The following is a 14,241-nucleotide window of genomic DNA, read 5'->3' as shown; positions in this document are numbered from 1 at the left end:
AACAAAAACGAATATGAATAAGTATAAAATATTTATAACAGCATGTATTGCAATTGTAACATTCAGCGGATGTTATGATTTAGACAGATATCCCTACGATCAGGTGGGTGAAAGCACATTCTGGAAGAATGAGACCCAAATAAACCAAGGTATGATGGGGGTATATGCAGCATTAAGAGAAGATAACGCATTTGGGTTAAAATTTGCGATCGACAATATCTCTGATATGGGTATCGGTTATGATAACCAAGGCTATGGACCAGTTTTATTAGGAACCTATACTGGTCGTACAGAACTAATTAAAAAATCGTGGAAGTCGTTATACGACGGTGTAATGCGCTCCAATCTGGCCATTCGGAAAATATCTGAAAACACAACAATTAGTGCCGAAGCTAAAAATAAGTATATAGCAGAAGCTAAGTTTTTACGTGCTGTGTTTTATTTCCAGCTATATAATCTGTATGGAGGTGTTCCTTTATATGATGAAACCATAAATCAGTCGACAGATTACAATACTTTACTGAAACCTCGTAATACGGACAAAGAAACTGTTGATTTCATCATAAAAGACCTGACCGAAGTTATAACCAGTGAAGCGATGCCCGTTAAATGGGAAACAGCGAATACAGGACGTGCTACATTAGGAGCCGTTTATGCACTACGCGGAAAGGTTTACTTATACACCAAAGAGTATCAAAAAGCTTCTCAGGACTTCGAAGAAGTAATGAATGATCCTAGAGGAAAAGGTTATGGATACAAACTGTATAACAGCTATGCAGATTTGTTTAAACCCGTAGGAGATGAGTCAAGCGAGATGATCTTTGCCATACAAAATGCAGGTGGTGTAGGTATGGATTATGGTATGCCTATGACTTTCTATATGGGAACCCGCAGTACATTTGGTAGTTGCTGGAATAATGTCATGCCATCGGTAAAACTTGTTGACGAATATGAATTGAAGGATGGTAAGAAATTTAACTGGGACGAATATATACCCGGATTTAGTACCGGAACAACGGTTAAAGACGAAACTTTTGTAAGTACTTTAAGTAAAGACGGAAAGGTTGTTGAAACTTATGCTAAGAATAAAAATATTCTGCTATCAATGTACCAAGACAGAGATCCCCGTATGGCTGTTACCGTTCTTTTACCATATACCAAATATAACGGCTGGGTTAGCAATGCTGCAAAAGAATGCGAATTTGTGGTAGCTCGTAATGTGGCTCCTAACGAGTCGAATGGCTTTATTCGGATAAACGGTGCATATACCGAAAGTTATGTATTCAGGAAGTTTGTAGCCGAAGGTAACATGAGTGGAGGTATAAACAACAGAGCACATACACCTATTAACTTTCCATTAATCCGCTTGGCAGATGTCTATTTAATGTATGCAGAATGTCAAAACGAACTGGGAAAACAGTCAATCGCTGTAGAATATATAAATAAAGTACGTCAACGCCCATCAGTCAATATGCCTGCTATCAACAGTGGACCCGCATGGTTAAAAGCATCAAACAAAGATGAAGTATTTGACAGAATTCAACACGAAAGAGCAATAGAACTGGCAGCCGAAGGACATCGCTGGGACGATCTTCGCCGTTGGAAGTTAGCCAAAACTCTTATTCCCGGAAATGTTTATGGCTTTACCGGAAAGAGATTATTGACCAAAGAGTTTACCGACAGAGATATGTTATGGCCTATACCCGGAGAGGAAATGGATATAAATCCAAATCTGGTTAATAACCCCGGATGGGACTAAAAAGATAAGATTTACAAAATATCTGAATACTTGAAAAACACATTTTATTTATTTCCATAAACTATATGGGCACATCTTTCAGCCCATATAGTTTATTTAAATCACCAAGATTTTATTTTCCTGACATATCATACAACAGCAATATTTAATTGCCGTAAAAAACTATTGTAAACAAATAAAAGCATCCCAAGATAAACCCTTAGAGAATATCCGGTTATTGCTTTTTAATTAAAAGAACAATTATGAAGAGAAAAAATATTAATATCGTTTTAGGAGGATTAAGTTTACTCTCTTTAATCAGTTGTAAGTCCGAAAAGGTTAGTACCGAACCTACACGTCCCAACGTCATCTATATATTTCCCGACCAGATGCGCAATCACGCTATGGAATTCTGGAGCAAGCAGGGATATAATGACAAAGTAAATTTCACGGGTGATCCGGTACATACACCCAATCTAAATCAATTCGCAGACGAATCACTTGTATTATCATCTGCCATCAGCAATTGCCCGCTCAGTAGTCCTCACAGGGGAATGTTCCTCACAGGAATGTATCCCGAAAACAGTGGAGTAACACTCAATTGCAACTCAAACCGACCCATCAGCAGTCTCAAAACAGAGACCAACAACATAAGCGATGTTTTCAGCATGGCCGGATACGATTGTGCATACATCGGTAAACTTCATGCAGACTACCCTACTCCAAATGACCCTGCCAATCCGGGGCATTATGTAGAAGATAAACAACCGGCATGGGATGCTTATACCCCACCCGAAAGACGACACGGATTCAACTATTGGTATTCGTACGGAACTTTCGATGTACACAAACACCCTCATTACTGGGATACTCAAGGCAAAAGACACGACATAAATCAGTGGTCGCCCATACATGAGGCAGATATGGCTATTGCTTATTTGCAAAATAAAGATGGAGTACGCGATCCCAAGAAACCATTCTTTATGGTGATAAGTATGAATCCGCCACACAGTCCTTACGGATCGTTAGAGGATTGTATGGAAGAGGATTACAACCTGTATAAAGATAAACCGATTGATGAACTTCTCATTCGTCCAAATGTAGACTTGAAAATGAAAAAGACCCGATCAGCACCCTACTATTTTGCTTCGGTAACAGGTGTCGATAGAGAGTTTGGACGCATACTTCAAGCACTCAAAGATCAGGGTCTGGATAAGAATACCATCGTAGTATTCACGTCAGATCACGGAGAAACCATGTGCAGTCAGGGAATCGAAGATCCTAAAAATTCGCCATACAACGAAGCGGTTAATGTACCTTTCCTGATTCGATATCCGGAGAAAATAAAACCTCGGGTAGATAATTTACTGTTGTCATCACCCGATATAATGCCCACTCTTTTGGGATTATGCGGACTGGGAAATCAAATACCCTCAACGGTAGAAGGCTTGAATCATTCGAATATATTTTTCGGGAAATCGGAAAACAATTACCGCCCCAAAGGAGCCTTATACATAAAAAATGCAGATGGAGATAAAAACGAGGAAGGTAAAGTTATTTCCTATTTTCCTGTATCGAGAGGAATTATTACCGATCAGTATACACTTACATTCACCATCGATAAAAAGAATAAAACACTGAAAGAAACCTTACTGTTTGACAATGTGAACGACCCTTATCAGTTGAAGAATTTATCTCCGGAAAAGAATAAGGACATTGTAGACCAACTTACCTATGAAATGGCCAGATTATTGAAGCAGGCAAACGACCCGTGGTTTAAAGAAGAAATTCTACAAGACAGAATTCCTTACAGTAAAGCTAAATAACAATTAAGCAATCAGGAACAACACGATTAAGATCATCAGAATCTTGCAGAAAGTAAATAAAGGAAATATTTAATTCTACAACCAACCAATAGATCGAAAACCTTAAATCGAATACTATGAAAAACAATAAACACCTTATCGTCATCCTTTTGCTGTTCCTGACAGTAAATATGTTTGCTTATACCGAGAAAAACCTGCTTGTAAAAAAGACCGACATCGAAAACCTGAAATCTATGCTGATTATGAATCAGCAATGGGTTCCCTATCCTCAATACAACGACAGAAAAGGTTGGGATAATTTATTGGGAAATTCAAAAGCCGACGTGATAAAGGAAGGAGAAAAGTATCTCAATTATCAATGGCAAGTGGTAAAGGCTACCGATTATCTGGAATATGAAAGATCGGGTAACCGCGAAATCATGCAAAGCCCCTATAATAAGAATAATCAAGCTATAGTAGCTTTACTTATGGCTGAACTGGCAGAAGGAAAAGGACGATTTACGGATCAACTTATCAATGGCGTTTTTCAGTCGTGCGAAATGACTTCATGGGTATTATCAGCCCATCTTACAGCACAGCACTCCAAAAGAATCCTACCCGATTATACAGAACAGGTTATTGACTTAGGATCGGGCAACCTCAGTTCGGCATTAGCCTGGACGTATTATTTCTTTAATAACGAATTTGATAAGGTAGACCCGGCTATTTCGAAACGTTTGTATTACGAATTGAAAAAACGCACACTCGATCCATATATGAATGAAGATCGTTTCTGGTGGATGGCATTCAACCTGAAACCGGGAGGCATGGTAAACAACTGGAATCCGTGGTGCAACTTCAATGTATTGCAATGCTTTATGCTTCTCGAAAATGATAAGGATAAACTGGCTAAAGCCGTATACCGAACCATGCAATCGGTCGATAAATTTATCAACTATACCCACTCCGACGGAGGATGTGAGGAAGGGCCTTCGTATTGGGGACATGCTGCCGGTAAGATGTACGATTACCTGCAACTGCTTAGCAATGTAACCAACGGGCAAGTTTCGATATTCGACGAACCTATCATCCGCAATATGGGCGAGTATATTTCGAGATCGTACGTAGGTGACGGATGGCTTGTCAACTTTGCAGATGCTTCGGCAAAAGGCGGAGGAAATGCACAATTAATTTACAGATACGGAAAAGCTGTAAACAGTACCGAGATGATGCAATTTGCAGCTTATCTCGAAAAACAGGAACCTTCGACCTTCAAAGCGGATATCGATATTTTCAGAGCCTTACAGACCCTGCTCTACAGAAACGAACTGAATGACCAAAAACCAATGTATAATACTCCTGATTATACCTGGTATCCTGAAACAGAATTTTGCTATATAAAAGATAAGGCTGGATTATTTTTAGCAACTAAAGGGGGCTATAACAATGAAAGCCATAATCATAACGACATAGGTACATTCTCTCTTTATATGAATAATACGCCCATAATTATAGATGCAGGAGTAGGTACATATACAAGGCAAACATTCAGTAACGAAAGGTACTCTATATGGACTATGCAAAGTAACTACCATAACCTTCCTGTAATTAATGAAGTACCTCAGGCATTCGGATCACAATACAAGGCAACCAACGTTATCTTTAATCCCAAGAGCAGTACTTTTTCGGCAGACATATCCAAAGCTTATCCCGAGACTGCACAAGTAAAACAGTGGATACGCTCTTACAGGCTGAAAAACGGAATACTCAATATTGAAGATTCTTTCGACTTGAAAGAAGCGATGCAAAATAATCAGGTTAACTTCCTGACATGGGGAGACATCAACATAGATACTCTTGGCGAAGTGTATATACATGTCAATGGACAGAAAGCTATTTTAGAATATGATAAAAAGGGCTTTACTCCAAGTATAGAAACTATCACCTTAGACGATCCCCGCCTCTCCAATGTATGGGGACAGAAAATATACAGGGTATCTCTTCATGCTAATAACACAGCAAAAAAAGGAAAGTACTCTTTTGTGATTAAGAAAAGTAACAAATAGGTCTTCGACCTTAAATTATAACTTATGAGATATTTATTAACGTATAGCTTATTAAGCCTTAGTCTATTTGCAGCAGCTCAGCAAGACCCTCGCATACCACCTGCAAAAGATTTAGTAACCTATCAGTTACCTAAAAACTCTATCTACCACAAAGGGTGGATCGACTTCAACAAAAACGGAAAGATGGATGTATATGAAGATCCGTCTGCAACAATAGAGGCACGTATCGAAGACCTTCTGAGCCAGATGAATGTGGATGAAAAAACCTGTCAAATGGTTACTCTGTACGGTTATAAACGGGTTCTAGCCGACGACCTGCCTACTGCCGATTGGAAAAACAAGCTTTGGAAAGACGGTATGGGAGCTATTGACGAACACCTCAACGGGTTTCAGCAATGGGGCTTACCTCCATCCGACAATCCGTTTGTATGGCCTGCCTCTCGTCATGCATGGGCATTGAATGAGGTACAACGATTTTTTATTGAAGAAACACGATTGGGCATTCCTACAGATTTCACTAACGAAGGTATCAGAGGTGTAGAAAGCTACATAGCCACGAACTTCCCGACTCAGTTGGGATTGGGACATACATGGAACAGGGATCTGGTTAATAAAGTTGGATACATTACAGGGCGTGAAGGTCGTTTACTTGGCTACACAAACATATATGCTCCCATATTGGATGTGGGACGCGATCAGCGTTGGGGACGTTACGAAGAGGTATATGGCGAAAGTCCTTATCTGGTAGCCGAACTGGGTATCGCCATGACAAAAGGTGTACAAAAAGATTATCAGGTAGCATCTACTGCCAAACATTATATTGCATACAGTAATAACAAAGGCGGACGTGAGGGTATGGCTCGTGTAGACCCTCAAATGTCGCCCCGAGAAGTCGAGAACATACATGTATACCCTTGGAAACGGGTTATAAAAGAAGCAGGCTCGTTAGGTGTAATGAGTTCTTACAACGATTACGACGGTTTCCCGATACAAAGCAGCTACTATTGGCTCACAACGGTTCTGCGTAAAGAGATGGGATTTAAAGGATATGTAGTTTCGGATAGTGATGCCGTTGAGTATCTGCACTCTAAACACGGTACATCTGCCGATATGAAAGAATCGGTACGTCAATCGGTAGAAGCCGGTTTAAATGTGCGTTGTACATTCCGTTCACCCGATTCGTATGTATTGCCCCTTAGAGAATTGATTCATGAGGGAGGTATCAGTATGGAAACTATTGACGACCGTGTGCGTGATATTCTTCGGGTTAAATTCTTAGTAGGATTATTCGATGCACCTTATCAGATGGATTTAAAGGCTGCCGATAAAGAAGTAAACAGCTTAGAAAATCAGCAGATAGCATTACAGGCATCACGCGAATCTCTTGTGTTACTTAAAAATGAAAACAATACGCTGCCCTTATCAAAAGACAAGATAAAAACAATTAGTATTTGCGGACCTAATGCCGATGATGCTTCGTATGCCTTGACTCACTATGGACCTTTGGCTGTGGAGGTTTCATCGGTATTAGATGGTATCACAGATAAAGTAGGCAAAAACACCGAAATTCTTTATACTAAAGGTTGTGATCTGGTAGATGCTAACTGGCCCGAATCGGAGATTTTACCGAGTCCGCTAACTTCTGACGAACAAGCTGAAATAGACAAAGCGGTTGCCAATGCTTTGAAAAGTGATGTTGCCATAGTAGTATTAGGAGGCAACAACAGGACTTGCGGTGAAAACAAATCACGCTCAAGCCTCGATTTACCGGGACGACAACTCAATCTGTTGCAAGCTGTACAAGCTACAGGAAAGCCTGTTATTTTGATAATGATAAACGGACGCCCCAATTCTATCAACTGGGCGGATAAATATGTTCCTGCCATTTTAGAAGCTTGGTATCCCGGATCGCAAGGTGGGACAGCCATTGCCGATGTGCTTTTCGGCGATTATAATCCGGGAGGTAAATTGACTGTGACATTTCCTAAAACAGTAGGACAAATACCTTTCAACTTTCCCGCAAAACCAGCTTCTCAAGTTGATGGAGGCAAAACGGTAGGTATGCAAGGTAATATGAGCAGGGTAAATGGTGCTTTATATCCCTTCGGGTATGGATTGAGTTATACTACATTCAAATACTCAGATTTATCAATCTCACCTGCTGTAGCTACCCCTAAACAAGAAGTTACCGTTCGCTGTAAAATAACCAATACGGGCAATAGAGACGGCGATGAGGTGGTACAATTGTATACCCGCGACATTCTTAGCTCGGTAACTACATACGAGAAAAACCTTCGGGGTTTTGAACGTGTACATCTAAAAGCCGGAGAGACTAAAGAAGTTTCGTTTACATTATATCCTCGTGATTTCGAGCTGCTAAACTTAGATAACAATTGGGTCATAGAGCCGGGAGATTTCCGCATTATGATCGGGGCTTCGTCCGAGGACATCCGTCTGAAAGATATTCTTACAATAGCTGCTTATGGGGAACAAACGGTTCAAAAGAAGATAGCCGGAGTAAACGAGTCTGTTGCAATGGTATTGGATAACAACAATAATACCGAGTGGAATGGTGTAAGCGGCGACTATCTGACTTTTGTGATGGAGGAAAATGCACAACCCGATAAAATGAGTATTTACTGGAAAGCAATAGAACACCCTGCGGCATTCGAAATTCAATTATCAAGCGGTGGAGGTCAATTCCTTACAGTATACAAAGGAGAGATAAAAGAAGCTGAAAAATTATCGACTTATTCTTTTCCTAAAACCATTGCCAGCGATGTCCGCATTGCTATCACTTCGGGCAAAGCATCTATTGCTGAGGTTAAATTAGATAATATAAAACGTTGATGTACGATAAAAAAAAGAGGCTATTTGATAGCCTCTTTTTTTATTTATTTACATTATAATAAGCAATTATAGCATCAAATAGTTCATTCATACGCAAGCCCATCTTCTTAGTGTCTTGCTTAGTAATATAAAACTGATACATTCCATTTACATGACCTGCCAAAGAGATCCTTATGGCGGGTTTGTTCATATTATCGGTCGAATGTATAATATTTGCTATTTCTTTCCATGTAATGAAACCCGCTTTACGACATGTTTTATTCATATTCAGCAAAATGCCCTGCTCGTCTATACGCAGCAGTAGTTTCTCGGGAATCAATAAAAGATAAATATACTTTAATAAATAGATCGCAGCTACGACAGCACCCGGAAAAAAGAATAATAAAGGTATGACTATCAGAGCTTCGGGATTTCTGGTATTATTAGCATAATCAATAATGTATAAACTGACCGGAACCAAAATCATAAGAACAAGAACCGATATCCAAAGAGAGAGAAGGATCTTCTTTTTGCTGTAATAAAATTCCATATTAGTAATGCAGTGTATTTGATTAAATTCAGATTCAAAGCTAAATCATTTAATTGTAATTACGATACCCTGAATATATAATTTTATGCCGTATTTATAAGTACCCTCTTTAAAGTACTGTATATTTGCTTAATGAGATTGTCCTCCGGAAAGGACAACCCCATTGAGCATATACTTATTATGTTAAGTTAAAAGCTAGTGGTACTCATCACAAGTAATCCGCCCACGGCTTTAGTTATCTTAGGCTTTGTCATCTGGCTATATGCATCTGTAAAATCTATTATTAGAAAAATCGGAGGTGCTGTAGATGTTCTGACAGTTAAATCTGTACCAAATGAGTAAACAAATTCCTTATCATTATAATAAAGTTTGAGAACTCTTTTTCCCGAAACTTCATTACCATCCCATTTGAATGTACCATTCACTTTTTCTGTCAACTTTTTAGTATCGGGATAATATATTAAGTTTCCTGTATAATCTGAGGTGTACATCAGTTTATAGCCACTTCCCACAGGGACTAATTTACCGTCTATTTCTGCTTTTATTTTATCAATAGCTGCCTGATCTCCGGTTGTAGGGTTAAGTGCTTCGACTAATGTTTCGTGCTTAGTGACCAATAGAGATAACGTTTGAGTAATAACTTCGACATTTAATGTTGCCGATCGGTTTTCACTGTCGGTTACCGTTATGGAGGTTGTTCCTTCTTTAATCCCTTTAATGTTTATTACCGAATGTTCATTTATAGATGCTGTTGCAAGAGCTTCGTTATTAGATTTAACCGAGAATGTACCATTTACATTACGTACTTCTACAAATGCTTCGCCAATAGAAGTGACAGATATTGTGTTCACTTTCTCCGAACTGGCATAAAACTGAATGCTGGTATCCTCATCATCGCTACAAGACATAAATCCGACAAAGCAAAAGGACATAATAAAATAATAAAGGAATTTGTTTTTCATAATTAATAATGTTGGTTATTAAGATCTTGAACTTATTTACGACTTTGGTTAATTAATATACATTATAAGAGACTGTGCTATTTAAATAATGTTGCATAGACTCACTAAAAAATGAATTACAAATATAGGGATACCTTCACAAAAATGAATTTCAGCAAACTAATGCAAGTGTATTTTTCATCAATTATCGGCCTCTTTTTTACGGTATTCATTGGGCGACATATTGAATTGAAGCTTAAAACAACGACTGAAATAGCGTGCCGAGCTGAAACCAAATTCATCGGCGACATCATTTATTTGCAGATTGCTATTGTGACGCAACATAAATGCTGCTTTCTTCAATTTATAGTTCAAAATAAACTCATTGGGTCCGATTCCGGTAAGAGTTTTAAACTTGGCAAACAATGAGCTGCGTCCCATAGCCATCTCACGTGCTAAGGTATTTATATCAAATTCCTGATTACTTAAATTAACATCTATGATTGCTTCTACTTTTTTCAGAAAAGCCTGATCCAGCTCATTATTTGCCAAAAGTTGAATATCAATCGAATCTTGTTTTCGGAAAGTTTCCTGCTGACGTAATCTATTTTGTATTAAATTATTGCATCGGGTCAGTAATATTTTGGCATTAAATGGTTTAACAACATAATCGTCTGCTCCTTTTTGCAAACCTTCCAGATTCTGCTCATCCGATGTCTGAGCCGTCAGTAAAACTACGGGGATATGGCTTGTATTTATATTATTTTTGATTCGCAGACATAATTCTGTTCCATCCATTTCGGGCATCATAATATCACTCAATATAATATCGGGCATATTATCAGTTGCTTTTTGCAACCCGTCCTTTCCATCATATGCAAGCATTACATTATAGAAGGGTGCAAAAATAGACTCCAACAGTTCCGATAATTCTTCGTTATCTTCCACTATCAGAATAGTATAGGGTCTAACCTCGGAAATGGTATCGATTCCTTCACTTTCGAGCTGATCATTTTCGGTAATTCCTACTAAGGGCATTGTATCTTCTTTAACTGCTTCGTATCCATCCCTGATTATCTTAATATTACTATCATTCTCAAAATGGGTTGCCCCTTTTAGAAAAGTAACTATAAATATACTTCCATAATCGGGCTTACTTTCAACCGAAATCTTTCCGTGATGAAACTCTACAATCTCTTTACAAATGGCAAGTCCCATTCCTGTTGTCATATACGGATCTTCTGCCTTAATACTATTGCTTGCCTGATAGAACTGATCGAATATTTTGTTTATATCTGCCTTTTCAATCCCCACTCCATTGTCGATAACTTTTACGGTTATTTCATCTTTCGACTCCAGTATTATTAATTCTATACTTCCCTTTTTGGGGGTATAGCTAAAGGCATTGGATAACAGATTGTAAAATACTTTTTGTAATTGCTCCGGATCAAACCAACAGTACAAACTTGGTACTGATGACTCGAAGCAATATTTAATCTCTTTGGCTTGTGCTTTCTCTTTAAAGGAGGAATAGATATCTTTCAGAAAAGGAATTAGATCTGCATGATAAACATGCAATTGTGTTTTCACGTCTCCCATTTTCTGAAAATCAAGAATTTCATTCACCAGATTACGCATTCGATGAGAATTCCTATATATTTTCTGTATTTTATCCGACACCGATTTTGACAATCCATTGCCTTGCATCAGCAACTCGATCTGAGTTATAATAAGCGTAAGAGGTGTACGAAATTCGTGGCTAATTTTGGTAAAGAACGAGAGCTTCGATTTATTTAAAGAGGTTATATATTCTTTTTCTTTCCGTTCATATTGAAGCGAAGCTTCCAGTCTTATTTGTCTTTGCCTGAAATAAATAAATGCGTATAACAACGATACAAAAATCAGCATATATACAATCCATGCAAATGGTGTCGCATAAAAAGGAGCATGTACAACAATCTCCAATTGTATTTCGTCCGATTTGTTATCGGTGGGATTATAAATATTTTGCGTTCTCACTCTCAGAGTATACTTTCCGGGATTCAGATGAGTATAAACCAAAGATGTCTTATTGGTAGAGATCCAATCATCATCGAGTCCTTCGAGTTTGTATTCATACCAACGGGGATTATATGAATTGGCATAATCATTATTCGCAAAAGTGACTGCCAAATTGTTCTGGTTATGATCTAAAGATATTTTGGGTGTATATGCTAATATATCATCCAAAATATGAGAGTTATCATCGGGCAAGACTTCATTGTTATTGACAAAGAGATTCGAGAAGTACAGATTATAAGGAGGGTCGGGCGAGTACAAATCTTCTTCGAAAAAAGAGATAAGCCCTTCGGTTGTACTGACAAATATTTCGCCATTTTTACAAACCAGTATTCCATTGCCCCTATTGAATGAAGAAATAGGCAATAAACGGCTGATACTGATAGACTTTAGTAGTCCTTTATCAGGGTCTAAAATAGAAATTCCTTTATCTCCGATTACAATTAAATGCGCGAGCTTAGATTCGGCTACATTATAACAATAATTACTCAACAATTGTCCATTTTCGGCTGTGTAAGAAGCAAACGTGCCTGTTTGCTTGTCTAATTTGAGGAGACCAAGCCCTAAAGTCGTCACATATATATCCCCTTTTTTCGATTCAAAAAGATTCAGAGATCGTGCTGTAGTAAACTTATCTTCAAAGTAATATTCTTTTATACCTTCTGATGGGTCATTGAGATTCAACCGGGCTATATAATTCATGAAAGTAGATATCCACAAGTATCCTTTCGAATCGACAATAAAGCTTACTCCTCCGTATTTTGAATATAAATCGAGGGCAAATAAGGGTGTTATTTTAGCTGTTTTGATATCCATCTTAAATAACCCGTAGGTATCCAGAAAATAAAGGTCGCCTTTATAAAATACAGTCTGTAAAAGAATAGAGTGAAAAAGTCCATCCAAGCTCGGTTCATTCAGATAATTCTTAAACCTTTGGGTCGAAATATCGTAACTGCTTATACCTCCGGTATGGGTACCCATGTACAGCTTATTATAAATAGAATCGTAACAGATACTTTTCAGATTATTATGATTAGGACCATAATCGCCATGATCGGCTATATAGTATTTGAATCGATTTGTTTTCCGATCCAGCATATTCAATCCCCCTCCTTCGGTACATATCCAGATATTGCGATCGCGATCTTCGACCATATTACCTCCAAAGGGATAGTTCAGGCAATTGTCCCGAAGGGGATCCACCGCATAATATGTAAAAATATCTTTCTTGGGATTAAAGAAATTAACGCCTCCATAGTACGTTCCTATCCAAAATGAACCCTGCCGATCTATTAAGAGCGAAAACACGGAAGTGTGAGAAAGGCTACCCGACAGATAATTATTTGTGTAAACGCTGAATACTTGTGTTTTAGGATTGTACTTATTTAAGCCGGCAAAAGTTCCTATCCAGATGTTTCCTGCAGCATCTTCGACAAAGGTTCTGACCTGATTACTGCTAATAGTATTATGTGATCCGGCATCGTGTAGAAACTCGGTTATTTCTCCTTTTGCATCTATTCTAAACATACCCTGCATGCGTGTTCCTACCCACAGCTCATTCTTCGAACTCTCGAAAACTTCCCATATTTCTTTATCCGCTATAATATTCACAGGGGTATTATCGGCAGACAGTTTGTATAAGCCCGAGATAGTTCCTATCCAATATTGTTGCTGATGGTCTTTGAAAATCTTAGTTATTTTATTTCCTAAAGCGGGAGCTGACTTAAATAGAAAATTATTAGCTTTCTCATCCCAAGTGTATATGGTATCTTTTGAGGCAATAAAAATGGTTCCGTCAATGGATGAAAGTGCTGAAACTTCAAGTCCGTCAAACCTCGAAAACTCATGCTGCTTGAGGTCATACTTCATCAGTCCGTTGTCATTGGTCATGAAGAATATATCACCATCCTTATTTTCCGTAATATTGGTTATTTTCTCGCCTTGAATATTGAGTCGGGGCAAAGTATTATTTCCTTTATAACTGACTACCTCCTGCCCATTGTAGATGCTTAAGCCTTCCATTGTACCGAACCAAATACGCCCCAGTTTGTCCTGATGAATACTCAGAACCGACAGTTGCGACAAACCGTCTTTTACACCTATATGCTTAAAGTATATAGAGTGCAAAAACATGCAGGAAAAAGCAAATAATAGAGAAAGTATTAGTTTTTTCATAACACTAGATAAAAAGTCCGGATACGAAGATTAAGGTCTTATACATTTTACAGCCTCAGTGTAAAAGCTTTATCTGAAA

Annotated in this window: 7 protein-coding genes; 4 read left to right on the top strand and 3 right to left on the bottom strand. The window is 38.3% G+C overall.

Going from position 1 to position 14,241, the window contains the following annotated elements:
- Positions 1-13 precede the first annotated feature (13 nt).
- From G7050_RS11235 to G7050_RS11220, 4 genes are all read left to right on the top strand, one after another.
- Complete coding sequence (locus G7050_RS11235) at positions 14-1,759, top strand: RagB/SusD family nutrient uptake outer membrane protein (protein WP_166115399.1); 1,746 nt, start codon at positions 14-16, stop codon at positions 1,757-1,759.
- A 242-nt stretch (positions 1,760-2,001) separates the two neighbouring features.
- Entirely contained in the window at positions 2,002-3,564 is a 1,563-nt protein-coding gene (locus tag G7050_RS11230) for a sulfatase (protein WP_166115396.1), read from the top strand.
- A 116-nt stretch (positions 3,565-3,680) separates the two neighbouring features.
- Positions 3,681-5,609, top strand: a complete 1,929-nt coding sequence (locus tag G7050_RS11225) for a heparinase II/III family protein (protein ID WP_166115392.1) — start codon at positions 3,681-3,683, stop codon at positions 5,607-5,609.
- 24 nt (positions 5,610-5,633) lie between these two features.
- Entirely contained in the window at positions 5,634-8,459 is a 2,826-nt protein-coding gene (locus G7050_RS11220) for a glycoside hydrolase family 3 C-terminal domain-containing protein (protein WP_166115389.1), read from the top strand.
- Between the two features lie 40 nt (positions 8,460-8,499).
- Here G7050_RS11220 and G7050_RS11215 read toward each other — a convergent pair whose 3' ends face one another.
- The 3 genes from G7050_RS11215 to G7050_RS11205 all read right to left on the bottom strand — a co-directional run bounded on the left by G7050_RS11215 (position 8,500) and on the right by G7050_RS11205 (position 14,162).
- Positions 8,500-8,988: a hypothetical protein gene (locus G7050_RS11215; protein WP_166115386.1), complete on the bottom strand. Its 489-nt coding sequence runs from the start codon at positions 8,986-8,988 to the stop codon at positions 8,500-8,502.
- A gap of 188 nt (positions 8,989-9,176) precedes the next feature.
- Positions 9,177-9,950 carry a hypothetical protein gene (locus G7050_RS11210; RefSeq protein WP_166115383.1) on the bottom strand — a complete coding sequence of 258 codons (774 nt, stop codon included), beginning with the start codon at positions 9,948-9,950 and terminating at the stop codon, positions 9,177-9,179.
- A 180-nt stretch (positions 9,951-10,130) separates the two neighbouring features.
- Positions 10,131-14,162 carry a two-component regulator propeller domain-containing protein gene (locus G7050_RS11205; protein WP_166115380.1) on the bottom strand — a complete coding sequence of 1,344 codons (4,032 nt, stop codon included), beginning with the start codon at positions 14,160-14,162 and terminating at the stop codon, positions 10,131-10,133.
- Between the last annotated feature and the right edge of the window lie 79 nt (positions 14,163-14,241).

The organism is Dysgonomonas sp. HDW5A, assembly GCF_011299555.1.
GTDB lineage: Bacteria > Bacteroidota > Bacteroidia > Bacteroidales > Dysgonomonadaceae > Dysgonomonas_A.
This window is presented reverse-complemented; position numbering and strand designations above follow the sequence as displayed.

Excerpts from the sequence above, each read along its gene's own strand:
- G7050_RS11215 (WP_166115386.1), bottom strand. The coding sequence starts at position 8,988 with ATGGAATTTTATTACAGCAAAAAGAAGATCCTTCTCTCTCTTTGGATA.
- G7050_RS11205 (WP_166115380.1), bottom strand. The coding sequence starts at position 14,162 with ATGAAAAAACTAATACTTTCTCTATTATTTGCTTTTTCCTGCATGTTT.
- G7050_RS11235 (WP_166115399.1), top strand. The coding sequence starts at position 14 with ATGAATAAGTATAAAATATTTATAACAGCATGTATTGCAATTGTAACA.
- G7050_RS11210 (WP_166115383.1), bottom strand. The coding sequence starts at position 9,950 with ATGAAAAACAAATTCCTTTATTATTTTATTATGTCCTTTTGCTTTGTC.
- G7050_RS11220 (WP_166115389.1), top strand. The coding sequence starts at position 5,634 with ATGAGATATTTATTAACGTATAGCTTATTAAGCCTTAGTCTATTTGCA.
- G7050_RS11230 (WP_166115396.1), top strand. The coding sequence starts at position 2,002 with ATGAAGAGAAAAAATATTAATATCGTTTTAGGAGGATTAAGTTTACTC.
- G7050_RS11225 (WP_166115392.1), top strand. The coding sequence starts at position 3,681 with ATGAAAAACAATAAACACCTTATCGTCATCCTTTTGCTGTTCCTGACA.